This is a genomic window from Variovorax sp. 10N420 (assembly GCF_056394705.1).
Genome location: NZ_JBFTIJ010000015.1, coordinates 55,202 through 79,455, shown reverse-complemented (window position 1 = coordinate 79,455; position 24,254 = coordinate 55,202). Strand labels below are relative to the sequence as shown.

Sequence of the window (24,254 nt, the reverse complement as noted above, 5' to 3'; positions counted from 1 at the left end):
GAAGCGACACGAAGTGCGCGCAGCCTAGGGGGCTACTTGTAATAGCCGCCCTTCTTCATCTCGCGTTCGGCGGCCGTCTGTGAGGTCTTCAATGCCTGGTCGACCGTGACCTTGCCTGAAAGCGCGGCGCTCATCTGCTGGCCGACAGCGACGCCGATGGCCTGGAACTCCGGAATGGCCGCGTATTGCACGCCGACGTAAGGCGACTTGGGCAATGTGCTGTCATTGGGGTTGGCGGTATCGATCGCCTTCTTTTCGGCATCGGCAAAGCGCGCCGCCTTCACGAACTCGGGTGATGCGTAGGTCGTCTTGCGCGTGCCGGTCGGCACCGAGCCCCAGCCCTCTTCCTTGGCGACGAGCTTGACGTAGTCCTTCGACGTGGCCCACTTCACAAAAGTCTGCGCCGCATCGGCCTTCTGCGAACTGGCGGGAATCGCCAGCGCCCAAGCCCAGAGCCAGTTCGCGCCCTTCGGCGTGACCGCCACGGGAGCCTGAGCGAAGGCGACCTTGTCCGCCACCTTCGATTGCTTCGGATCGCTCACGAAGGAAGCCGCAATGGTCGCATCGACCCACATCCCGCACTTGCCTTCGTTGAAGAGCGCAAGGTTCTCGTTGAAGCTGTTGGCCGAGGCACCGGGCGGGCCGTAGGCCTTCATGAGGTCGACGTAGAAGCTGACTGCGTCATGCCAAGGCTTGGAGTCGATCTGCGGCTTCCAGGTGGTGTCGAACCATTGCCCGCCATTGGTGTTGACCATCGTCGTGAGGAGCGCCATGTTGTCGCCCCAGCCCGGCTTGCCGCGCAGGCAGATGCCGTAGACGCCGCCCTTCGGGTCGTGGATCTTGCCGGCCAATTCCTTGACCTGCGTCCAGGTCGGTTGCTCGGGCATCTTGAAGCCGACCTTGTCCGCGAGGTCCTTGCGGTACATGAGCATCGAGCTTTCGCCGTAGAACGGCGAAGCGTAGAGCTTGCCGTCCACTGAGAGGCCGCTTCGGATCGCGGGCAGCAGGTCGTCGACGTCATAGGCGGCATCCGTCGCAATGGGCAGCAGCCAGCCTTTCTTGGCCCAGATCGGCGTCTCGTACATGCCGATGGTCATCACGTCGAACTGGCCGCCCTTGGTGGCGATGTCCGTGGTCACGCGCTGGCGCAGCGTGCCTTCTTCCAACGTGACCCACTTCACCTTGATGTCCGGATGCGCTTGCTCAAAGAATTTGGTGAGCTTCTGCATCTCGATCATGTGGCCGTTGTTGACGGTCGCGACGACAAGCTCGGTGTCGGCGTGCGCCAGGCCGGCGGTTGCGGCTGCCGCTGCGACTGCGAGCACCAGGCCCGCCTTCAGAAAACGCTTCATGTTGTCTCCTTGGTTCGACGACAGGCGTCGCCGCGCCCAGATTCTGGAGACTCTGAATTGCGGGTTTGGTACTTCTTCGGCCAGTGCCGATACTTAATTGCACCAGTTGATTGGTGACTTCCCTAATTCGAGCAAGAAGTGATGTGCCGCTCGATGGGCTTGGGCAGTGCGTTCAGGCGGCTTGCAACGCGGGTGCGCGATCGCCAAAGCGGCTGCCCCATGCAGCGATTGCCAAAGCCACCAGCGTGATGGCGGCACCGGCCCACGGAAGATCAGCCAGGGGAGCGCCGGCGGCGAGCATGCCACTACCGATCCACGCGCCCGTTGCGTTGCCGAGGTTGAAAGCGCCCTGGTTCAGCGTCGAGGCCAGGTTGGGGGCGGCGCTCGCGTGCTGCACGATCAGCGTCTGCAGGAGCGGCACGAGCGCAAACGACAGCGTGGTCCAGACCAGCATCAGCACGACGGTCGGCGAGCGCACCGGCAAAGCGAAATGCAGGAGTGCCAGCACGAGTGCGTTGAGGCCCAGCACCAGCAGCAGTGAAGGCACGAGCCGCCGGTCGCCCAGCCGCCCGCCCACCGTGCTGCCGATCGTGAGCCCGACGCCCAGCAGGAGCAGGATGGGCGCCACCGCAGCCTCTGAGAAACCGCTCACCTGAGTCAGCAGGGGGGCTATGTAGGTGAAAACACAGAACAGGCTCGCGGATGCCAATGCGCTCGTCGCGAGTGCCAGGAGGACGCGGGCGTCCGCGAGCACGGTGAATTCGCGCAGGATGTTGCTCTTCTGCATTTCGATGTGGCGGGGCAGCAGCACGATCAGCGAAGCCACTGCGCCCAGTGCGATCACGACGATGGCTGCGAAGGTCATGCGCCAGCCGTAGTGCTCGCCGATGATGCGGCCAAGCGGCACGCCCAGCACGTTCGCCAGCGTGAGGCCGGTGAACATCAGGGCGATGGCTTGCGAGCGCTTGTTCGGCGCAACCAGCCCCGCAGCGACGACCGAGCCGATGCCAAAGAAGGTGCCGTGCGCGAGCGCGGTAATCACGCGGGCGACCATCAGCATCGCGTAATTGGGCGCGAGCGCGCAAAGGAGATTGCCCACCACGAAGAGCGAAGCCAGCGCGATCAGCGTCGCCTTGCGCGGCAGGCGTGCCGTGGCGACTGCAAAGACGGGCGCACCGATGACCACGCCCATGGCATAGGCTGTGACGAGAAGCCCCGCCTGCGAAAGCGTGACGCCCAGATCGAGCGCCATTTGCGGCAACAAGCCCATGACCACGAATTCACTGGTGCCGATCGCGAAGGCCGCGGCGGCGAGCGCCAGCAGGGCAATGGGCATGCGAGACGAAATGGCGGAAGTCGCTTCGGTGTGCTGGGTCATGCGAAGGTGCTGAAAGGTGCTATCGGAGGAGGATATAGGGTTAACCCTGATTATCCCGAAGCACTTCGTCAGGTCGCAGGCGAAAGGGAATTCCGACGGAACTCCGTGGCGTAAAACAACAGTGCCACCACGGCGAACACGCCCCCCAGCAGGCTGAGGCCGTTCCACCCGTGGAAGGTGTAGATGGCCGCAGCCAGTCCGGAAGCGATTGCGGCGCACATGAAGATGAAAGTCAGGAAGAGGCCGTTCAGCCGTCCGCGGAGTTCCGGCGCCAGCACATACAAGCTGCGCAGACTGAGCACGTTGCACAGCTGTACGGCCGCATCGAGCAGCACACCCGCGGCGACCAGCCCCAGCAGCGAATGGAAGTGCACCGAGACAGCCCCAAGGCCGAACGACAGGAGCGCCACCGCGATCGCCGCGCCCGTCGCGGGCCGCGAGAGGCCGCGATCCGCCAGCCGCCCGGCCCAGGGTGCGGCGAGTGCACCCGCCGCCCCCGCCAGCGCGAACAGCGCGATGCCGCCCTGGCCCATGTTGAACTCGCTTGCAAGCGCGAGCGGCACCGCGGTCCAGAACGCTTGGAAGCCGGCGAACATCATTCCCTGGTAGAACGCCCTGCGCCGCAGAAGCGGCGTTCGCCAGACGATGCCGGGCAGAGAGGCCATCGTGCGCGCGTAGCCGAGCGATGCGTGCGGGTGCCGATCGGGCAGGACACGCCATATCACGACCGCGAGGGTTGCCATCAGTACGGCGGAAATCCCGAACACCGCGCGCCAGCCGAAAGCTGCGGCGACCACACTGGAGAACGGCCGCGCCAGCATGATGCCGGCCAGCAGTCCGGCCATGATGTTGCCGACGACCTTGCCGCGCGTTGCCTCCGGTACGAGGTGAGAGGCCAACGGAACCAGCACCTGCGCGGCGACCGCGCAAGCGCCAACCAGGAACGAAGCCGCGAGAAAACTCGCTGCCGAGTCGGACAGTGTGATGCCGATCAACCCGATCACTGCGCCGGCCATCGCGAACGTGATCAGTCGACGGTTTTCGACCACGTCGGCCAGAGGTACCAGCAGGAGCAATCCGGCGCCGTAGCCGAGTTGGGTCAGCGTCATGATCAGCCCGGCCAGACCCGGCTGCAGTTGCAACGTGACGGCGATCGGCCCGATGAGCGGCTGCGCGAAGTAGATGTTGGCGACGCAGAGTCCGCAAGCGATGGCGAACAGAACGGTCAAGCCGGTGGAAAGCCCGCCGGGTGCGGGCGCTTTGATGTGAGGCAAAAGAGACCTTCGACGGATTTAGGGGTTAACCCGAAAGGGTTGGCACCTTAGCATTTCTCACGCCGCCGTGCAGGCCGCCCGGTGCGGGGTTGCCGCGCGGCATATCGCGAATGGCGCATGGCCGGGCATTTGGGAAGGGGCCAAACTGCCGCTGCAAGATCAGGATGCCTTGTGTGCCTTGTGTGCCTTGTGTGCCTTGTGTATTTGCGAAAGGAATTCGCCGTGGCAAAGAACATCGTCTTTTGTGCCGACGGCACGTGGAATGGGCTCGGCCAAGGCGATACGCAGGATCTCCAGGCCAAGGCCACCAACGTGCTGCGTCTGTTCGCGGCACTGCAGGGTGACGTCACCGCGGATTCGCTTCGAAAGCAGGACGAGCAGGAAAAGGTCGCCGCCGGACCGGACGCCCGAATCACGCAGGTCGCGAAATACCTGCACGGCGTCGGCGATTCGCAGAATGCCGTCCTGAAGATCCTCGGCGGCGTGTTCGGCGAGGGCTTTATCGAGCGCATCGTTCGCGGCTACACCTTTATCTCGCGCAATTACGCGCCAGCCGACCGCATCTATCTGGTCGGCTTCAGCCGCGGCGCCTACACCGCCAGGGCGCTCGCCGGAATGATCGCGAAGATGGGCCTGCTGCCGCAAGACGCCATGCACGATGCCGAAACCGCCTACAAGCTCGGCATCTTCGTCTGGAGCCAACACCGCAAGGCAATGGGCAAGCAGAGCACCCTGCTCGGGTATCTTGAAGAGTTCAAGGCTCAGCCCATCGACCTGAATCGCCTGGTGCAGGGCGCCGGCATCGAAGCCGTCGGCGTCTGGGACACCGTGGGCGCGCTCGGGGTGCCGACCTATGGCCTGGACGATGCGTCGAAAGTCGACATCTTCGAATTCGCGGACCGGGTTCTGTCGGACAAGGTGAAGGCCGGATTCCACGCGCTCGCGATCGACGAGCAGCGCGTGGACTTCGAGCCGACCCTCTGGGAAGACAGGCAAGGCATCGAACAGCGTTGGTTCTGCGGTGCGCATGCCGACGTCGGCGGCGGCTATGCAAAGCGGGATCTGGCCACCTGCTCGCTCGATTGGATGATCGGGCGCCTGCGCGGCGCCGGCGTTGCGATCTCTGCGCAGTACCGGGCGACCGATGCGTTCGAATTTGGCCCGATTCACACGCCGTACAGGGAGCCACCCTTCGACGTGCGGCCACATTCGCCGAGGCAGATCCCGGGGGACGCGCGGTTTCATCCAAGCGTACAGCTGTACCTCACGCAGTTTGCGGCTTATGAGCCGTCTTCCAATCTCGCGCCCTGGCTCAGGGGCAGGCAACTGGCTGCGGCGGTGTTGGCGGCATAACGGGGAAAATGGCGCCTTGTGCGCATTCCCGCATTCCCGGGCCGCCCTCTTCAGGCGGTGCCGCAGCAAGAACCGTTATGAATCAAAGAGTCAAGCCGCCCGAGATATCTGTCGCCCCCATGATGGACTGGACGGACCGCCACTGTCGCTTCTTCCACCGCCTGCTCACGCGCCGCGCGTTGCTCTACACCGAAATGGTGACCACCGGCGCGCTCATCCACGGCGACGTGCCGCGACACCTGCGCTTCAACACCGAAGAGCACCCTGTCGCGCTGCAACTCGGCGGCAGCGAGCCGGCCGACCTTGCGCACTGCGCCAAGCTCGGCGAGGAATGGGGCTACGACGAGATCAACATCAACTGCGGCTGCCCGAGCGAGCGAGTGCAGCGCGGCGCATTCGGTGCCTGCCTGATGAACGAACCCGAGCTCGTGGCGGATTGCGTGAAGGCGATGGTCGATGTGGTCGAGGTGCCGGTCACCGTCAAGCACCGCATCGGCATCGACAAGGTCGAAAGCTACGACTTTGTGCGCGACTTCGTCGGCAAGGTGAGCGAGGCGGGCTGCGAAGCTTTCATCGTGCATGCGCGCAATGCCTGGCTCAAGGGGCTTTCGCCCAAGCAGAACCGGGAAGTGCCGCCGCTGCGCTATGAGTTGGTGCATCGGCTGAAGCACGACTTCCCGGCGCTGCGTTTTTCAATCAATGGCGGCTTCAATGAGATCGCGCAAATGCAGGCGCATTTGCGGCTGTTGGACGGCGTGATGATCGGGCGCGAGGCTTATCACAACCCGTGGTGGCTGACTGAGTGGGACCAAGCCTTCTACGGTGAGGCGCCTTCGACGGCCACGCGCGAAGACGTCGAGCGCCAGATGTGCGACTACATGGTGCGCGAGGCCGAAGCCCACGGCACGCCATGGTCGAACATCGCGCGTCACATGCTCGGCCTGCGCAATGGGCTCGCCGGCGCGCGCCATTGGCGGCAAGTCTGGAGCGACCATCGGCTCAAGGCGCTGTCGCCGCATGAAGTGATGACGCGGGCGCACTCGCACGCGATTCGCCCTGACGCCGAGGAGCCGGCTCAGGCGCTGGCCGGCCTGCCTTCGTGAAAGCGGGCGAGGAAGGCGCGTGTCGCCGGCTCGTTGGGCTCATCGATCACCTGGCGCGCTGGACCGCATTCGACGATGACGCCGTCGCGCATGAACGCCACCTGATCGGCCACCTCGCGCGCGAAGGCCATCTCATGCGTGACGAGCACCATGGTCATGCCTTCGTCGGCCAGCACTCTGATGACGCGCAGCACTTCGCCAACCAGCTCTGGGTCGAGCGCCGACGTCACCTCGTCGAACAGCATCACCTGCGGCTCCATGGCCATCGCGCGGGCAATGGCGACGCGTTGCTTCTGCCCGCCTGACAGTTGATCCGGCCAGGCGTCGGCCTTGTCCTGCAAGCCGACCTTGCCGAGCAGCAATCTTGCCTTGGCTTCCGCCTGCGCCTTGGCTTGTCGCAGCACGGTGACAGGTCCTTCCATGACATTGCCCAGCACAGTCATGTGCGGAAACAGGTTGAAGTGCTGGAAGACCATGCCGGTGCGGGCGCGGAATGCGGAGAGCAGCGCGTCCCTGGGCAGCCGCGTCGCAGCGCCCTTGAAGGCCATCGTCTGGTCGCCCACGCGTACGGTGCCTTCGTCGGGCACGGCCAGCAGGTTCAGGCATCGCAGGAGCGTCGACTTGCCGGAGCCCGACGGGCCGATGAGTGCCACGACCTCGCCTTTGCCGACGGAGAGGGACACGTCGCGCAAGACGCGGTTGTCGCCAAAGCTTTTGCCGAGGTGGCTGACCTCGATCATGGGTGCGTTCACGGTCGGAGTCATGCGCGGGCGGTCTTCGAAAGACGGGTTTCCGCACGCTTAACCAGAATCGTCGCCGGCAGCAGCACGATGAAATAGGCGAGCGCCACGACGGTGTAGGTTTCCAGCGGACGGTAGGTCTCGTGCGCGATGCTCTGGCCCTGGTAGAGCAGGTCGGGCAAGGCAAGCACCGACAGCAGCGAAGTGTTCTTGAGCTGCAGGATCGACTGGTTGAGCAGCGGCGGCACCATGCGCCTGAAGGCCTGGGGCAGCACCACCCGGCGCATCACCTGAAAGCGGCGCATCCCCAATGCGCGTGCGGCATCGCTTTGCTCGGGGTCGATCGAGATGATGCCGCCGCGGATGATCTCCGAGAAGAACGAGCTCCCGTAGAGTGACAGCGCCAGGATGGCCGCGAGCGCCGCCGAAATCTGGATGCCCGTCAGCACCGGCAGCGCGTAATAGAACCACACCAGTTGCACCAGCACCGGCGTGCAGCGAAAGATTTCGACATAGCCTCGCAGCGGCGCCCGGAGCCAACCGTGCCGCGACAGCCGGCCCATGGCGACTGCCAATCCGATCAACAGCCCCAGCAGCGTGCAGATCACCGTATAGGCGGCCGTGTAGCCCAGGCCGATGAGGAGGAGCCGGCGAAAGCCCCAGAGAAATTCAAAGTCCCACTGGTACACGGCGGCCTTGCTTCAGAAGCTGATTTCGGTCGGTACTTGATCCGGCTTCACGCCCGACAGCGCCTGCATGTTGCTCAGCACCACCTGCTTGACCTTGCCGCTGGCGCGCGTCTGCGCGATCCACTTGTTCACGTATTCGATCCATTGGCGATCGTTTTCCTTGCGGAAGCCGAGGTTCGTCGTGGTTGCCTGCGTCGGCGTCGGCAGCACGATGTGGCCGATCGTCGGGTTCTTGCTCATGACGGTGAGTGCGAGCACCACTGCCAGTACCTGGCAGTCTGCGCGCCCGGTCTGCACCGCCAGCGTGGCGTCGGCGGCTTTTTCGAGGCGGATGATCTGCGCGTTGGGAAGCGTCTTCGTCACCATCTGGTCGTGCGACGAGCCGATGTCGACCGCGACCTTCACGTCCGGCTTGTTCAATTCTTCCCAGGTCTTGGGATTGAAGCCCTTGCGCGCCACCAGCACGAAGGCATTGTTGAAGAGCGGGTCCGAAAAGTCGACCACCAGCGCGCGCTGGGGTGTCGGATTGAGCCCGAAGAACACGTCGATCTTGTTCGACTGCAGGTCGAGCACCGAATTGCCCCAGGTGGTTTCGTTGATGTCCAGCTTGACGTCGAGGCTGCCCGCCAGGTTCTTGGCGAAGTCGATCATGAAGCCCTGCCATTCGCCGGACGCCAGATCCTTGTGATAGTAGGGCGCCGCGCCGGCCACCGCGCCGATGCGCAACACCTTCGTGCGGTGAATGCGCGCCCAGGCACTTTCGGGCTCCGCTTGCGCGAAGGCCTGAGTGGCCCAGCTCGACGCAGTTCCGGCAGCTCCTGCGGCGGCAACGCGGGCAATGAATTGGCGACGGTTTGTCATCGAATCGTTCTCCATCGGTTGAAAAATCGGGGTGCGTGGCGTTGCGTGTCTACAAGGTCATGCCGCCGTCGACGTGCAGCACTTGTCCCGTGATGAATGCGGCTTCCGGGCTCAGCAGAAAGGCGATCGGCGCCGCAATGTCGTCGGGCGTGGCGAGGCGCCCTGCGGGCACGCGTGACAATGCCTGCTTCCATTGATCAGCGGTCAGGGCGCCGCTGTTCGGGCGGTCCTTTTGAACATAGCCGGGAGCTACCGCGTTGACGGTCACTCCGCGCGCGGCCACTTCCGCCGCGGCCGCCTTGACCAATGCCTCGACGCCCGCCTTGGCTGCGGCAGTGGCGGGAAAGCTGGACGCTCCGAGCGTGAACCGATGCGCGACGAACGAACTGACGGCAACGAATCGCCCGTGCGAGGCTTGTTCGAGCAGCGGAAGGGATTTGCGCAAGAGATGGGCGAGCGAGACAACCATGGTGCGCAGCGAGCGCTCGACGATGTCGTCATCCAACTGCGCCAACGTGCGGCGGTCGGCAAAACCCGCATTGGCGACGACGCCGCGCAACCCACCGAGCGCCTGTGCGGCATGGAACAGCGCATCGACAGTGCCCGCATCGGCCATGTCGCCGATCACCACGGTGCTTCGTACGGCGCTGCATTCGCGCGCGAGTGCCATTGCGGCTTCTCGCTGGCTGCCGGTGTGGATCACGAGATCGATCCCTTGTGCCGCCAGGCGCCTGCATGTTGCAGCCCCGATGCCCGAGCCCGCGCCGGTCACGACCACACTACTCATTCACGATACTTTCTCTTCGGATCACCGGAGGGGCGCCGCTTGCGTTAAGTCGAAGCAAGTATTGTGCAAGCAAAGCACGCCGCCAGGATGCGGGTCGAAGTCGGGCCTCCGACGGGGCAGGGTCAGTTCGCCGCTTCGAGCCCGTTGCTGAAATGCTGCTGCATGCGTGCCATGGCGACGGCCGGATTGCGCCCCTTGAGCGCGGCCATGATCGCGCGGTGCTCCTTGAGGGATTCGGCGATGCGCCCGGACTTCAAGAGCGAGTTGTGCCGATTGAGCTTCATCACCTTGCGCAGGTCGGCCACCATCTGGTCGCGCCAGCGGTTGTCGGCAATGGCGAGCAGCCGCATGTGAAAGCGCTCGTTGATGGCGAAGAAGTTCTGGCGGTTCACGTGGCCCGGCGCGGCGGCCGCTTCGAGTTCGGTGTGCAGGGCTTCGAGCTCGGCCAGTTCGGCATCGGAGGCGCGCTCGGCGACCACGCCAGCGGCGTCGCTCTCCAGCAGGCTCAGAAGGTGATACACGTCGGCCAGGTCCTTGTCCGAAACCTCGGTCACGTAGGCGCCGCGCCGCACTTTCATGGTGACAAGGCCCTCGGCGGCAAGTACCTTGAGCGCTTCTCTCAGTGGGGTGCGGCTGATGCCGTATTCGTCTGCCAGCTTCAGTTCGTCGATCCAGCTGCCGGGCTCGAGCTCGCGGTTGAAGATGCGCTGGCGAAGTAGCTCCGCCACCTCTTCGTAGAGGGCGCGAGGAGTGAGGGTGAGCGCAGACATGGGTGGAAATGTACCGCAACTCAGATTGTTTGAATTAATAATTACAGATGGGTTAGACTCGCTCCCGACCCGGGCCGCACCTGTGCGCGCCCCCTCGTTCCGCGACCTTTTCAAAGCTGCGCCCATGAGCAAACCCGAACCTCAATTTTCAAACGCCACCCTCGAAGCATGGGCCAAGGCCGCCGCAAAATCCGCTCCCGGTGGTGATGTGAATGCATTGAACTGGATCACGCCCGACGGCATCACCGTCAAGCCGCTCTACACGTCCGCCGACTTGAAAGGGTTGAAGTACGCGGACACGTTGCCCGGGTTCGAGCCTTATCTGCGAGGCCCGCAAGCCACCATGTACGCGGTGCGTCCCTGGACCATCCGGCAATACGCGGGCTTCTCGACAGCCGAGGAATCGAACGCTTTCTATCGCAAGGCACTCGCTGCCGGCGGCCAGGGCGTGAGCGTCGCGTTCGATCTTGCAACCCACCGGGGCTACGACAGCGACCATCCGCGCGTGACGGGTGACGTGGGCAAGGCCGGCGTAGCGATCGATTCAGTGGAGGACATGAAGATCCTCTTCGACCAGATTCCGCTCGATAAGGTCAGCGTGTCGATGACGATGAACGGTGCGGTGCTCCCGGTGCTTGCAGGCTATGTGGTGGCAGCGGAAGAGCAGGGTGTCTCCCAGGACAAGCTCAGCGGAACGATCCAGAACGACATCCTCAAGGAGTTCATGGTCCGCAACACCTATATCTTTCCGCCGGAGCCGTCGATGCGGATCATCGGCGACATCATCGAGTACACGGCGCGCAACATGCCGAAGTTCAACTCGATCTCGATCAGCGGCTATCACATGCAGGAAGCCGGCGCGAATCAGGCGCTGGAACTGGCCTTCACGCTGGCGGACGGCAAGGAGTACGTCAAGACGGCGCTCGCCAAGGGTCTGGACGTCGATGACTTCGCGGGCCGGCTGAGCTTCTTCTGGGCCATCGGCATGAACTTCTATCTGGAAGTCGCCAAGATGCGCGCGGCGCGCCTTCTGTGGTGCCGGATCATGAAGGAGTTCAACCCGAAGAACCCCAAGAGCCTGATGCTGCGCACCCACTGCCAGACCTCGGGCTGGTCGCTGACCGAACAGGACCCCTACAACAACGTGGTGCGCACCACCATCGAAGCCATGGCCGCGGTGTTCGGCGGCACCCAGAGCCTGCACACCAACGCACTGGACGAAGCGATTGCGCTGCCCACCGAGTTCAGCGCCCGCATTGCGCGCAACACCCAACTCATCATCCAGGAAGAGACGCACATCACCAACGTGATCGACCCGTGGGCTGGCAGCTACATGATGGAAAAGCTCACGCAGGACATGGCCGATGCCGCCTGGACCATCATCGAAGAGGTCGAGGCAATGGGCGGCATGACCAAGGCGGTCGACAGCGGTTGGGCCAAGCTGAAGATCGAAGCCGCCGCCGCCGACAAGCAGGCGCGCATCGACTCGGGCAAGGACGTGATCGTCGGCGTCAACAAGTACAAGCTCAAGAACGAAGACACGCACGACATCCTGCAGATCGACAACGTCAAGGTGCGTGACGGGCAAATCGCCAAGCTCAAGGCCATTCGCGAGAAGCGCGACAGCGCCGCAGTGCAGGCAGCGCTCGACGCGTTGACTGCCGCCGCCAAGAGCGGCGAAGGCAACCTGCTTGACCTCAGCATCAAGGCCGTGCGCTTGCGCGCCACCGTTGGCGAAATCAGCGATGCGCTCGAGAAAGTCTACGGCCGCCATCGTGCCGACACACAGAAGGTGACCGGCGTCTACGCGGCTGCTTACGACTCCGCCGAAGGCTGGGAAGCGCTTCAGAACGAGATCGCTGCTTTTGCTGAAGAGCAGGGCCGGCGCCCGCGCGTGATGATCTCCAAGCTGGGGCAGGACGGCCACGATCGCGGCGCGAAAGTCGTTGCCACCGCCTTTGCCGATCTTGGTTTCGACGTCGACATGGGCCCGCTGTTTCAAACGCCTGAGGAGTGCGCGCGGCAAGCCATCGAGAACGATGTGCATGCCGTCGGTGTGAGCACGCTTGCCGCAGGCCACAAGACGCTGGTGCCGGCCATCATCGAAGAACTCAAGAAGCAAGGTGCCGACGACATCATCGTTTTCGTCGGAGGGGTGATTCCGCGCCAGGATTACGAGTTTCTCTACGACGCCGGCGTGAAAGGCATCTACGGCCCGGGAACGCCCATCCCTGCCAGTGCCAAGGACGTGCTCGAGCAGATTCGCGCTGTTCTATGACGCACACCCCCAGGCTTGCCCACTTCGTGTGGCCGCCCACCCCCTTGCAGGGGGCAATACCAGCGGCCCGGCGAAGCCGGTTCCGCGGTATTTCCCGAGGCGATTGGGGCGGGAGCTGAAGTGGCGGCGATCGAGTCCATGAAATCCGTGGTCACGGCCGGGTCGGTGGTGGCATCGGAGGGGCCTTTGCAACGGCGTGCGATTGCCAAGGCGATCACTCTGCTCGAATCGACGCGTGACGATCACCGGGCACAAGCCGATGAATTGCTGACTGAATTGCTGCCGCATACGGGCAAGTCCTTCCGCCTGGGCATTTCAGGCGTGCCCGGCGTGGGCAAGTCGACTTTCATCGAGACGCTGGGCCTGTTCCTGATCGAACGCGGCCATCGTGTTGCGGTGCTCACGATTGATCCTTCGTCCACTGTGTCCGGCGGCTCCATCCTGGGCGACAAGACGCGGATGGAAAAGCTCTCAGTGCATGAGCGGGCCTACATCCGTCCGAGCCCGTCATCCGGCACGCTGGGCGGTGTCGCAGAGAAGACGCGCGAGGCAATGCTGGTGTGCGAGGCCGCGGGCTACGACATCGTCATCGTCGAGACAGTCGGCGTGGGCCAGAGCGAGACGGCGGTGTCGGGGATGACGGACATGTTCGTGCTGCTGCAATTGCCGAACGCCGGCGATGACCTGCAGGCGATCAAGAAGGGCGTGATGGAGCTCGCCGATCTCGTCGTCATCAACAAGGCGGACATCGACAAGGATGCCGCGACGCGCGCGCAGGCGCAGATCACATCCGCGCTCCGGCTCTTCGGTCATCACGGCAATCCGGCGCATGCACAGAGCGTTCAGGCGGCGCACGCCGAACCGGGGTCGCCTGAAGCGGAAGTGCGCCTGTGGCTGCCCAGGGTGATGCAACTCAGTGCGCTGGCCGGGACCGGCATCGATGCCTTCTGGGATTCGGTGCTGCAGTTCCAGTCGCTGCAGACTGCCAACGGCAGACTCGCGTCGCGGCGCGAAAAGCAGGCGCTCGCATGGATGTGGGAACGCATCGAGGCGGGCCTGAAACATGCATTTCGACACCATCCACGCGTGCGCGAGCTGCTGCCGCAGGCGATTGCCCAAGTCACCACTGGCACGCTTCCGGCATCGACTGCCGCACGAAATCTTCTCGCCGCACAGGCGGGGCAGGCGTAGCCTGTCGGACCCATCGAGCCAACAAGATCAACTTTTCAATAGAACGTCATGAAAGAAATCCTCGAACAACTTGAAAAGCGCCGCGAACAGGCACGCATGGGCGGTGGCCAGAAGCGCATCGACGCCCAGCATGCCAAGGGCAAACTGACGGCCCGCGAGCGCATCGAGCTTTTGCTCGACGACAACACCTTCGAAGAATGGGACATGTTCGTCGAGCACCGATCGAGTGATTTCGGCATGGCCGACACGCGAATTCCCGGCGACGGTGTCGTCACGGGCTACGGCATGATCAACGGCCGGCTGGTCTTCGTCTTCAGCCAGGACTTCACGGTGTTCGGCGGCGCGCTCAGCGAAGCGCATGCCGAGAAGATCTGCAAGGTGATGGATCAGGCCATGAAGGTCGGCGCACCCGTCATCGGACTCAACGACTCCGGCGGGGCGCGTATCCAGGAAGGTGTCGCCTCGCTCGGCGGCTACGCCGAAGTGTTCCAGCGCAACGTGATGGCTTCCGGCGTCGTGCCGCAGATCAGCATGATCATGGGCCCCTGCGCGGGCGGCGCGGTGTATTCGCCGGCCATGACGGACTTCATCTTCATGGTGAAGGACAGCTCATACATGTTCGTCACCGGCCCGGAGGTGGTGAAGACGGTCACGCACGAAGACGTCACGGCCGAGGAATTGGGCGGCGCGTCGACGCACACGACCAAGAGCGGCGTGGCCGACATGGCGTTCGAGAACGACATCGAAGCACTGATGATGCTGCGCCGGCTCTACAACTACCTGCCGCTGAACAACCGCGAGAAGCCGCCAGTGCGCCCCAGCGGCGATCCGGCCGAACGCGCCGATCTTTCGCTCGATACGCTGGTTCCGGACAACACCAACAAGCCTTACGACATGAAGGAGCTGATCTCGAAGGTGGTCGATGACGGCGACTTCTTCGAACTGCAGCCTGACTACGCCAAGAACATCGTGATCGGCTTTGCCCGCATGGAAGGCCAAAGCATCGGCATCGTTGCCAACCAGCCGCTGGTGCTCGCGGGCTGTCTGGACATCAAGTCTTCGATCAAGGCGGCGCGATTCGTGCGCTTTTGCGATGCTTTCAACATCCCTGTCGTGACCTTCGTCGACGTGCCCGGCTTCATGCCCGGCACCAGCCAGGAGTACGGCGGCATCATCAAGCATGGTGCCAAGCTGCTCTATGCCTACGCCGAATGCACCGTGCCGAAGATCACCGTGATCACGCGCAAGGCCTATGGCGGTGCCTACGACGTGATGTCGTCCAAGCACCTGCGCGGCGACGTGAACCTTGCATGGCCACGTGCGGAGATCGCCGTGATGGGGGCCAAGGGCGCGGTCGAGATCATCTTCCGCGAGGACAAGAACGACCCCGAAAAGCTCGCGGCACGCGAAGCCGAATACAAGGCGCGCTTTGCCAATCCGTACGTCGCCGGCACGCGCGGCTATATCGACGATGTGATCCTGCCCAGCGAGACACGCAAGCGCATCTGCCGAAGCCTTGTGATGCTCCGCGAGAAGAAGCTGGAAAACCCGTGGCGCAAGCACGGCAACATCCCTCTGTGAGTCCGGGAGAAGAGAACATGTTCAAGAAAATCCTTATCGCCAATCGGGGTGAAATCGCATGCCGCGTCATCAAGACGGCGAAGAAGATGGGCATCCTGACCGTCGCCGTCTACTCCGACGCCGACAAGGACGCTCGCCACGTCGAACTCGCCGACGAAGCGGTGCACATCGGTGCATCGGCCAGCCGCGAGAGTTACCTTCAGGCGGACCGCATCATCGCGGCTTGCAAGCAGACTGGCGCTGAGGCTGTGCACCCTGGCTATGGCTTTCTCTCCGAGAACGAAGCCTTCGCCCGCAAGGTGGAAGACGAAGGCATCGTCTTCATCGGCCCCAAGCACTATTCGATCGCCGCCATGGGTGACAAGATCGCGTCGAAGAAGCTGGCGAACGAAGCCAGGGTCAACACCATTCCCGGCTGGAACGACGCGATCGACACCGCCGAGCGTGCGGTCGAGATCGCCAAGGACATCGGTTACCCGGTAATGATCAAGGCGTCGGCTGGTGGCGGCGGCAAGGGCTTGCGCGTGGCCTTCAACGACAAGGAGGCTTTCGAAGGCTTCACCTCGTGCCGCAACGAGGCCCTCAACAGCTTCGGCGACGACCGCGTGTTCATCGAGAAGTTCGTCGAAGAGCCGCGCCATATCGAAATCCAGGTGCTGGGCGATTCCCAGGGCAATGTGATCTACCTGAACGAACGCGAATGCTCTATCCAGCGTCGGCACCAGAAGGTGATCGAGGAAGCACCGTCGCCCTTCATCAGCGATGCGACGCGCAAGGCAATGGGCGAGCAGGCTGTGGCGCTCGCCAAGGCAGTGAAGTATCAGAGCGCGGGCACAGTCGAGTTCGTGGTGGGCAAGGACCAGAGCTTCTATTTTCTGGAGATGAACACGCGCCTGCAGGTGGAGCATCCGGTGACCGAAGCCATTACCGGCCTTGACCTCGTGGAACTGATGATCCGCGTTGCCGCCGGCGAGAAGCTGCCGCTGACGCAAGCGGAAGTGAAGCGCGAGGGCTGGGCGATCGAATGCCGTATCAATGCGGAAGACCCGTTCCGCAACTTCCTGCCGTCGACGGGCCGGCTGGTGCGCTTCCAGCCGCCGAAGGAGACGATGTTCTCCGCCGACACTGAACATCTGTATGGCGTGCGGGTAGACACCGGTGTGTACGACGGCGGCGAAATCCCGATGTTCTACGACTCGATGATCGCCAAGCTCATCGTTCACGGTCGCGATCGCGCGCACGCGATCGCCTTGATGCGCGAGGCGCTCAACGGGTTCGTGATTCGCGGCATCAACAGCAATATTCCCTTCCAGGCAGCGCTGCTTGCGCATCCGAAGTTCGTCGCTGGCGACTTCAACACCGGGTTCATTGCCGAGCACTACGGCAAGGGCTTTCATGCGGAAGACGTGCCGCATGACGATCCGGACTTTCTGGTGGCTCTCGCGGCTTACGTCCATCGACGGTATCGCGCCCGCGCGTCCGGCATCAGCGGCCAGCTCGAAGGCCATGGCGTCAAGGTCGGCGAGCAATTCGTGGTGGTCGTGCTCGACGAAGCCGGCCAGCATGTGCACAAGCCGGTGTCGGTCACGGACTTTCATGGGCAGACGGGATCGAGCGCGGTTGCGGTGAATGGCAACAGCTACAAGATCGACAGCAAATCGGCGCTCGGCAGCATTCGCGTCGAAGGCACGGTGAACGGTCGCGCCTTCACCGCTCAGGTCGAGCGCGGGGCCGGCAAGAATCCGCTGTCGCTGCGCGTGTCGCACAACGGCACCCAGCTCGAGGCGATGGTGTTGTCGCCGCTCGGTGCACGACTGCTGAAGCTCATGCCCTACAAGGCACCGCCCGATCTCAGCAAGTTCCTCATGTCGCCGATGCCTGGCCTGCTGGTCGAAGTGGCAGTGCAGGCCGGCCAGCGCGTCCAGGCGGGCGAGAAACTGGCGGTGATCGAGGCAATGAAGATGGAAAACGTGCTGTTCGCGACGCAGGATGGCGTCGTCGGCGCCATTGCGGCCGCCAAGGGCGAATCGTTGTCCGTCGATCAAGTCATCATGGAGTTTGCCTGATGAGCCGCCCATTCAAGGTGCTGGGCATCCAGCAGATCGCGATCGGCGGCCCGGACAAGACGCGGTTGCAGACGCTATGGGTCGAGATGCTGGGTCTCGAAGTCACGGGCACGTTCAGGAGCGAACGCGAGAACGTCGACGAGGACATCTGCGCGATCGGCGGCGGGCCGTTCAAGGTCGAGGTCGATCTGATGCAACCGCTGGATCTGGACAAGAAGCCGGCTGTGCACACCACGCCGCTCAATCACGTCGGCTTGTGGATCGATGACTTGCCCAAGGCCGTCGAATGGCTGACGGCGCGGGGTGTGCGCTTTGCGCCCGGCGGCATCCGTGCCGGTGCGGCAGGCTTCGATATTTGCTTCTTGCACCCGAAGGGCAACGAGGAGTTTCCGATCTCGGGGGAAGGCGTGCTGATCGAACTCGTGCAGGCGCCGCCGGAGGTCGTCAAGGCTTTCACGGCCCTCGCGGGCTCTTAGAGCTCCGACGCCAATGTTGATTGCGATCAGGCGCCGGGGCGGCGCCAGATCGCAAGCGTACCGGCCAGAAGCCACATGCCCACGGCGCAGCCCCGGTTGAGCCTGCGCAGGCTGCGTTGCGAGAGCCAGCGCACGGCTTGCGTGCCGGCGGTGGCGTAGCCCAGCATCACACAGGTGTCGAGACAAACGAAGATCGCGCCGAGCAGCAGGTATTGCTGGCCCTGCGGCTGGGCCGTGTCGATGAATTGAGGCAGGAAGGCCGCGAAGAACAGCAGGGACTTCGGATTGGACAACGCCACTGCGAGGCTGCGCAGCAACGCAAGGCGGCCAGGAAGCGGTTTGGCCGCTGAAGCTGCCAGTTCCCTCGCAATATCGGGTGCTGGCGCGCGCCAGAGCTTGACGCCGAGCCAGACGAGGTAGACGACGCCCACGAGCCGAATCGCGTTGAAGAGCCACTCGGATGCCGCAAGCAGCGAGCCCAAGCCCAGGGCGACGGTGGCAATCACGATGCTGCTGCCGAGCGACGCACCTGCGATTCCCCAGCCCGCTGCACGCATCCCGCCCCCAATGCCGTTGGACAGCGCAAGAAGCATGGTCGGGCCCGGCGTGATCGCAAGCGCGATCGAGGCCAGGGTAAAGAGAAGGAGGGTATCGCCGCTCATGACTTGCCGCTGCCGGTTCTGGATGCGCTCGCCGCGCGAGCGCGGGCAAGGGCTGCTTCAACGATGGCCCGCTTGCGGTCTGCCGGGGGCGCCGCATCAGGCGCATCGACCTGGCTCGGATCGGCAACAGGGGCCCTCTTGTCGCTGCGCAGCTTATGGCCCTCATAGCGCTCGCGCGCGTGTTCTGCCTGCTCTTGCGACCACGCTTGCCAGCCGCTGCGGCCGGGCGTGGCCACTTCCAGCGAGATGCAATCGACGGGGCAGGCCGGAACGCAGAGTTCACATCCGGTGCAATGTGCCTCGATCACCGTATGCATGCGCTTGTGGATGCCGACGATGGCATCTGTCGGACAAGCATCCAGGCACAGCGTGCATCCGATACACCACGCCTCATCGATGACTGCCATCGCGCGCGGACCCTCGACGCCGAACTGCGGATTGACTTCCGTTGCCGGGCGACCCGTCAACCGCGAAAGCCGCTCAATGCCCGCAGCACCGCCAGGCGGGCATTGATCGATCTCCGCCTCACCGGCTTCGATGGCATGCGCGTAGCCTGCGCAATCTGGATAGCCGCAGCGCGTGCACTGCGTTTGCGGCAGCGCCTCGAGCAGGCGCATCGCCAGAGCGCTCACGGCATCACGCGGACTTGCGCTGCGACGTACGTGAGCGGGGTGCCGGCGCAGTCTTGCGTGCTGCAGCCGATGTCGCGCGCTTCTTCGCAGCGGAGGGCTTCGGGTCTTCCTGGGCCAGCGTCACTTGCGATGCGCGCGTCTGCGGCTTGTCGTGCGCCAGGATGAAAGCCTTGACTTCGGGATAGACGCGGTCTCGCCAGCGGCGGCCGCTGAAGATCCCGTAATGGCCGGCGCCCTTGACCTCAAGGTGCCTTTGCTCGTCGGACGAAATGCCCGTGCACAGATCATGCGCGGCCCGCGTCTGGCCCGCGCCGGAAATATCGTCCAGTTCACCTTCGACAGTCAGCAAGCCCGTCGAACGGATGTCCTGCGGCCGTACGGGCTCACGCACGCCTTCGGGGTTCTTCACTTCCCAGGTGCCGTTGACGAGCTTGAAGTCCTGGAAGACCGTCCTGATGGTGTCGAGGTAGTAGTCCGCATCCATGTCGAGGACGGCGTTGTACTCGTCGTAGAAGTTGCGGTGGGCGTCGGCGCTCGCATCGTCGCCCTTGATCAGATTCTTGAAATAGTCGTAGTGGCTGCTCGCGTGGCGGTCGGGGTTCATCGCGACGAAGCCCGTGTGCTGCAGGAAACCCGGGTACACGCGGCGACCGGCGCCGGGAAAGCCGTCCGGCACGCGGTAGATCACGTTGTTCTCGAACCATTCGAAGCTCTTGTTCATTGCCAGGTTGTTGACCGCGGTAGGCGATTTGCGCGCATCGATCGGGCCGCCCATCATCGTCATCGACAGCGGCGCCTTTTCGCCACGGCTCGCCATGAGCGAGACCGCTGCCAGCACGGGCACCGTTGGCTGGCAGACGCTGATCACGTGGCAGTTGCCGTACTCGGCCTGCAGGTAGCGAATGAAGTCCTCGACGTAGTTGACGTAGTCGTCAAGGTGGAATTCGCCCTTGGAGAGCGGCACGAGGCGCGCATTGACCCAGTCGGTGATGTAGACCTTGTGGTCCTGAAGCATCGTGCGCACCGTGTCGCGCAGCAGCGTTGCGTAATGGCCGGACAGCGGTGCCACGATCAACACCACGGGTTGGCTCTTGAGGGTCTGGAGGATTTTCGGTTCGTCAGTGAAGCGCTTGAAGCGGCGCAACTGGCAGAAAGGCTTTTCGACTTCGATGCTTTCGTGGATCACCACGTCGCGGTCCTCGACCTTGACCGTCTTGATCCCGAATTCCGGCTTCTCGTAATCTTTGCCCAGGCGGTAGAGCAGGTCGTAGCCGGCAGCCATGCGTTGTGCAATAGGCGTTTGCCCAAACACAGCGCCTTGCCCATAGAGTTTTGAGGCGGCTTGTGCGAAGTCCGCAAACGGCTCCATCAGGGAGCGTTGCGCTTCATAGAGTTGGTAGAGCATGGGAGGCCCAGTTAGTTATTGCAGTGCAATATATCAGTTGCCATTTTCTACAAATGGGGCGAGTGTTCAACTTGACAAGGCAGTCGTGACATTCGAGTCGCCCTGAACACTTATTTCGGCAACTTAAGCATCGGGGTGCGGGCCAACCCAAAGGCTGAGTTAAAAGGCGACGCCCTCTCCAACGCGCCGCCATTCACGGCTCAGACGACCTTCGCGATACTCTGGCAGACGTAATCGATGTTCTTGCTATTGAGCGCCGCAACGCACATGCGGCCGGTGTCGGTGCCGTACACGCCGAATTCCTCGCGCAACCGGACCATCTGCTCCTTGGTAAGCCCCGAATAACTGAACATTCCGATTTGTGACGTGATGAAGCCCATGTCCTGCTTCACTCCGGCAGCTTTGAGTCCGTCGACCAACTTGTGCCGCATGGCCTTGATGCGCACGCGCATTTCGGCCAATTCACCCTCCCAGACAGCACGCCGGGCCGGGTCGTTCAGCACCGCTGCGACGACCGCGCCGCCATGGATCGGCGGGTTGCTGTAGTTGGTGCGAATGGCGATCTTGAGCTGCGACAGCACGCGGCCGGCTTCTTCCTTGCTTTCGCAAAGCACCGAAAGCGCACCGACCCGTTCGCCGTACAAGCTGAAGCTCTTGGAAAACGAGGTGGAAACGAAGAAAGTCAGGCCCGCTTGCACGAACTTGCCGATCACCGCGCCGTCCTCGGCGATCCCGTTGCCGAAGCCCTGGTAGGCCATGTCCAGGAATGGCGTCAGATTCGCCGCCTTGACCACGGCAATGACCTGATCCCACTGCGCCGGCGTGATGTCGTATCCGGTCGGGTTGTGGCAGCAGGCGTGCAATACGACGATCGTTCCGGCGGGTGCGGCGTTCAGCGCCGTGAGCATGCCGTCGAAGTTGATGCCGCGCTTGGCAGCGTCATAGTAGGGATAGGTTTCGACCTCGAACCCGGCGTTGGTGAAGAGCGCGCGGTGGTTTTCCCAGCTTGGATCGCTAATCAGCACCTTTGCCTGCGGGCTCAGCTTCTTGAGGAAGTCGGCGCCCACCTTGAGGCCCCCCGTTCCGCCGATCGCCTGGATGGTGGCGACACGGCCGGATTTCACGGGTTCGCTGTCAGCGCCGAAGACAAGGCCCTTGACCGCGTTGTCATACGCGGCGATACCGTCGATTGGCAGATAGCCGCGCGCGCTGGGCGACTTCATCATGTCTTCTTCCGCGGCCTGGACGCACTTCAGGAGGGGCAGCTTGCCGTTGTCGTCGTAGTACACCCCCACGCCGAGGTTGACTTTTTGCGGATTGCTGTCGGCGGCGTACTGCTCGTTGAGGCCCAGAATCGGGTCGCGGGGCGCCATCTCGACGGCGGTGAACATAGACATGGAGAAATCCTTTTCGGGTGGTCGATTCGCGTGATGCCGGGAGCTGCGTTACGCTTTCCGGTTCGCTTGAATTTTACCGGCCGCGGCCGCATCTCTCTCAGCTCCAAGCCATGCCAGATACGTCCGAAGTCATTCCAGAGCCTCAGCATGCCGATCCGGTAGGTCCGGTCAAGCAGGGTGAGTTCATCAAATTCCCCGGTTCGCCGTTTGAGCTCTACCAGCCCTATCCGCCGGCGGGCGACCAGCCGGCGGCAATCGCCGGGCTGGTCGAAGGCGTGCAGGACGGCGAGGTCTTCCAGACGCTGCTGGGCGTGACCGGCTCGGGCAAGACTTTCACCATGGCGAATGTGATCGCCCGCCTGGGTCGCCCGGCGATCGTGTTTGCGCCCAACAAGACGCTGGCGGCCCAGCTCTACAGCGAGTTCCGCGAGTTTTTTCCAAAAAACGCGGTCGAATACTTCGTCAGCTACTACGACTATTACCAGCCGGAAGCCTACGTCCCTCAGCGCGACCTGTTCATCGAGAAAGACAGCTCGATCAACGAGCACATCGAGCAGATGCGCCTTTCAGCGACCAAGAGCGTGTTGGAGCGGCGCGACACGGTGATCGTGGCCACCGTGAGTGCGATCTACGGCATCGGCACGCCCGAGGACTACACGCAGATGCGCTTCATCATGCGGACAGGCGACAAGATCGGGCAGCGCGACGTGATCGGCCGACTCATCCGCATGCAATACACGCGCAACGAGCAGGACTTTGCGCGTGGGACGTTCCGCGTGCGCGGCGACACCATCGACGTCTTTCCGGCCGAGCACAGCGAGTTGGCGATCCGAATCGAGCTCTTCGACGACGAGATCGAGTCGCTGCAGCTCTTCGATCCCCTCACGGGCCGCATCCGCCAGAAGATCCCGCGTTTCACCGTCTATCCCTCCAGCCACTACGTCACGCCGCGCGACAAGGTGCTGAGTGCGGTGGAAACCATCAAGCTCGAGCTTGACGAAAGGCTCAAGTTCTTCGTCGCCCAAGGCAAGCTGGTCGAGGCGCAGCGGATCGAGCAGCGCACGCGCTTCGATCTCGAAATGCTGGCTGAAATCGGCCATTGCAAGGGCATCGAAAACTACAGTCGCCATCTCTCCGGCGCGGCGCCCGGCGAGCCGCCCGCGACTCTGACCGACTATCTGCCCAAGGACGCCCTGATGTTCCTGGACGAGAGCCACCAGATGATCGGCCAGTTGAGCGCCATGTACAACGGCGACCGGGCCCGCAAGACAACGCTCGTGGAATACGGCTTCCGCTTGCCGTCGGCCATGGACAACCGCCCGCTGAAGTTTGAGGAATTCGAGGCGCGGACGCGGCAGTGCATCTTCGTGTCCGCCACGCCCGCGCAGTACGAAAAGGACAACGCGGGAAACGTCGTGGAACAACTCGTGCGGCCGACAGGGCTGATCGATCCCGAGGTTGAAGTCCGGCCCGCGACGCATCAGGTGGATGACGTGCTGCAGGAAATCCGGCTGCGCGTGGACAAAAACGAGCGCGTACTGATCACCACCCTGACCAAGCGGATGGCCGAGCAGCTGACCGACTATCTGGGCGACAACGGTGTCAAGGTGCGTTACCTGCACAGTGACGTGGACACGGTGGAGCGGGTCGAAATTCTTCGTGACCTCCGGCTCGGCACGTTCGACGTGCTGGTCGGCATCAACCTGCTCCGCGAAGGGCTGGATATTCCCGAGGTGTCGCTGGTTGCAATTCTGGACGCCGACAAGGAAGGCTTTTTGCGGGCGGAGCGCTCGTTGATTCAAACGATCGGCCGTGCGGCCCGGAATCTTCATGGCAAGGCCATCCTGTATGCCGATCGGGTCACGGATTCAATGAGGAAGGCCATCGACGAGACGGAGCGCCGCCGCGCCCGGCAGATTGCTCACAACGAAGCGCACGGAATCACGCCGCGCAGCATCGTGAAGCAGGTGCGGGACCTGATCGACGGTGTCTACAGCGAGAAGACCGGGAAAGAAGCCGCCAAGCGAGATCTTGAGCGCGCGAAGGTGGAAGACATGTCCGAAAAGGACATTGCGCGCGAGATCAAGCGCCTGGAAAAGACCATGCTCGAGCACGCGCGCAACCTCGAGTTCGAGAAGGCCGCGCGCGTTCGGGACCAGTTGGCAGTGCTGCGCGAACAGGCCTTTGGCGCTTCCGGGCACGACAATATCGCCCCTGTGTAGGCGGGCGGCGCGACTGCCGGGATCCGCAGGGCGCGAG

20 protein-coding genes are annotated in these 24,254 nt (G+C 63.3%); 8 read left to right on the top strand and 12 right to left on the bottom strand.

What is annotated here, in order from left to right; all coding sequences use genetic code 11:
- Nucleotides 1-32 precede the first annotated feature (32 nt).
- From AC1DEK_RS26560 to AC1DEK_RS26550, 3 genes are all read right to left on the bottom strand, one after another.
- Entirely contained in the window at nucleotides 33-1,352 is a 1,320-nt protein-coding gene (locus tag AC1DEK_RS26560) for an ABC transporter substrate-binding protein (RefSeq protein WP_478128303.1), read from the bottom strand.
- 172 nt (nucleotides 1,353-1,524) lie between these two features.
- Nucleotides 1,525-2,730, bottom strand: a complete 1,206-nt coding sequence (locus AC1DEK_RS26555; protein WP_478128302.1) for an MFS transporter — start codon at nucleotides 2,728-2,730, stop codon at nucleotides 1,525-1,527.
- A gap of 68 nt (nucleotides 2,731-2,798) precedes the next feature.
- Nucleotides 2,799-4,004, bottom strand: a complete 1,206-nt coding sequence (locus AC1DEK_RS26550; protein ID WP_478128301.1) for an MFS transporter — start codon at nucleotides 4,002-4,004, stop codon at nucleotides 2,799-2,801.
- 222 nt (nucleotides 4,005-4,226) lie between these two features.
- Here AC1DEK_RS26550 and AC1DEK_RS26545 point away from each other — a divergent pair, with 222 nt between their 5' ends.
- Nucleotides 4,227-5,357, top strand: coding sequence for a DUF2235 domain-containing protein (locus AC1DEK_RS26545; RefSeq protein ID WP_478128300.1), 1,131 nt, complete (start codon nucleotides 4,227-4,229; stop codon nucleotides 5,355-5,357).
- Between the two features lie 77 nt (nucleotides 5,358-5,434).
- The gene (dusA, locus tag AC1DEK_RS26540; protein WP_478128299.1) at nucleotides 5,435-6,460 is read left to right on the top strand and encodes a tRNA dihydrouridine(20/20a) synthase DusA; all 1,026 of its coding nucleotides are present in this window, start codon (nucleotides 5,435-5,437) and stop codon (nucleotides 6,458-6,460) included.
- On the opposite strand, the gene AC1DEK_RS26535 is transcribed toward dusA, so the two are convergent.
- The 5 genes from AC1DEK_RS26535 to AC1DEK_RS26515 form a co-directional block, all read right to left on the bottom strand.
- Nucleotides 6,433-7,224: an amino acid ABC transporter ATP-binding protein gene (locus tag AC1DEK_RS26535; protein WP_478128298.1), complete on the bottom strand. Its 792-nt coding sequence runs from the start codon at nucleotides 7,222-7,224 to the stop codon at nucleotides 6,433-6,435. The two genes, dusA and AC1DEK_RS26535, sit on opposite strands and share 28 nt — an antisense overlap.
- Complete coding sequence (locus tag AC1DEK_RS26530) at nucleotides 7,221-7,889, bottom strand: amino acid ABC transporter permease (RefSeq protein WP_478128297.1); 669 nt, start codon at nucleotides 7,887-7,889, stop codon at nucleotides 7,221-7,223. Before AC1DEK_RS26530 ends, AC1DEK_RS26535 begins: the two co-directional genes overlap by 4 nt.
- A gap of 12 nt (nucleotides 7,890-7,901) precedes the next feature.
- On the bottom strand, nucleotides 7,902-8,750 hold the full coding sequence (locus AC1DEK_RS26525) for a transporter substrate-binding domain-containing protein (RefSeq protein ID WP_478128296.1): 849 nt from the start codon (nucleotides 8,748-8,750) through the stop codon (nucleotides 7,902-7,904).
- 49 nt (nucleotides 8,751-8,799) lie between these two features.
- Complete coding sequence (locus AC1DEK_RS26520; RefSeq protein WP_478128295.1) at nucleotides 8,800-9,537, bottom strand: SDR family NAD(P)-dependent oxidoreductase; 738 nt, start codon at nucleotides 9,535-9,537, stop codon at nucleotides 8,800-8,802.
- A gap of 122 nt (nucleotides 9,538-9,659) precedes the next feature.
- Nucleotides 9,660-10,307, bottom strand: coding sequence for a GntR family transcriptional regulator (locus AC1DEK_RS26515; protein ID WP_478128294.1), 648 nt, complete (start codon nucleotides 10,305-10,307; stop codon nucleotides 9,660-9,662).
- Nucleotides 10,308-10,431: 124 nt separating this feature from the next.
- Here AC1DEK_RS26515 and scpA point away from each other — a divergent pair, with 124 nt between their 5' ends.
- The 5 genes from scpA to AC1DEK_RS26490 all read left to right on the top strand — a co-directional run bounded on the left by scpA (nucleotide 10,432) and on the right by AC1DEK_RS26490 (nucleotide 17,899).
- A complete protein-coding gene (gene scpA, locus AC1DEK_RS26510; protein WP_478128293.1) occupies nucleotides 10,432-12,585 on the top strand; it encodes a methylmalonyl-CoA mutase in 2,154 nt (717 codons plus the stop codon).
- Between the two features lie 138 nt (nucleotides 12,586-12,723).
- Complete coding sequence (meaB, locus tag AC1DEK_RS26505; RefSeq protein WP_478128292.1) at nucleotides 12,724-13,776, top strand: methylmalonyl Co-A mutase-associated GTPase MeaB; 1,053 nt, start codon at nucleotides 12,724-12,726, stop codon at nucleotides 13,774-13,776.
- A 48-nt stretch (nucleotides 13,777-13,824) separates the two neighbouring features.
- Nucleotides 13,825-15,357 carry an acyl-CoA carboxylase subunit beta gene (locus AC1DEK_RS26500; RefSeq protein ID WP_478128291.1) on the top strand — a complete coding sequence of 511 codons (1,533 nt, stop codon included), beginning with the start codon at nucleotides 13,825-13,827 and terminating at the stop codon, nucleotides 15,355-15,357.
- A gap of 17 nt (nucleotides 15,358-15,374) precedes the next feature.
- On the top strand, nucleotides 15,375-17,423 hold the full coding sequence (locus tag AC1DEK_RS26495) for an acetyl-CoA carboxylase biotin carboxylase subunit (RefSeq protein ID WP_478128290.1): 2,049 nt from the start codon (nucleotides 15,375-15,377) through the stop codon (nucleotides 17,421-17,423).
- Nucleotides 17,423-17,899 carry a VOC family protein gene (locus tag AC1DEK_RS26490; protein WP_478128289.1) on the top strand — a complete coding sequence of 159 codons (477 nt, stop codon included), beginning with the start codon at nucleotides 17,423-17,425 and terminating at the stop codon, nucleotides 17,897-17,899. The genes AC1DEK_RS26495 and AC1DEK_RS26490 overlap by 1 nt, the downstream gene beginning before the upstream one ends.
- Nucleotides 17,900-17,925: 26 nt before the next feature.
- Here AC1DEK_RS26490 and AC1DEK_RS26485 read toward each other — a convergent pair whose 3' ends face one another.
- The 4 genes from AC1DEK_RS26485 to AC1DEK_RS26470 form a co-directional block, all read right to left on the bottom strand.
- Nucleotides 17,926-18,561, bottom strand: coding sequence for a LysE family translocator (locus AC1DEK_RS26485; RefSeq protein ID WP_478128288.1), 636 nt, complete (start codon nucleotides 18,559-18,561; stop codon nucleotides 17,926-17,928).
- Complete coding sequence (locus AC1DEK_RS26480; RefSeq protein ID WP_478128287.1) at nucleotides 18,558-19,193, bottom strand: RnfABCDGE type electron transport complex subunit B; 636 nt, start codon at nucleotides 19,191-19,193, stop codon at nucleotides 18,558-18,560. Before AC1DEK_RS26480 ends, AC1DEK_RS26485 begins: the two co-directional genes overlap by 4 nt.
- 4 nt (nucleotides 19,194-19,197) lie before the next feature.
- Complete coding sequence (locus AC1DEK_RS26475) at nucleotides 19,198-20,598, bottom strand: polyhydroxyalkanoate depolymerase (protein WP_478128286.1); 1,401 nt, start codon at nucleotides 20,596-20,598, stop codon at nucleotides 19,198-19,200.
- Between the two features lie 200 nt (nucleotides 20,599-20,798).
- Nucleotides 20,799-21,995, bottom strand: coding sequence for an amino acid aminotransferase (locus AC1DEK_RS26470; protein ID WP_478128285.1), 1,197 nt, complete (start codon nucleotides 21,993-21,995; stop codon nucleotides 20,799-20,801).
- 110 nt (nucleotides 21,996-22,105) lie between these two features.
- Here AC1DEK_RS26470 and uvrB point away from each other — a divergent pair, with 110 nt between their 5' ends.
- The gene (gene uvrB, locus AC1DEK_RS26465; RefSeq protein ID WP_478128284.1) at nucleotides 22,106-24,217 is read left to right on the top strand and encodes an excinuclease ABC subunit UvrB; all 2,112 of its coding nucleotides are present in this window, start codon (nucleotides 22,106-22,108) and stop codon (nucleotides 24,215-24,217) included.
- The last annotated feature ends 37 nt before the right edge of the window (nucleotides 24,218-24,254 follow it).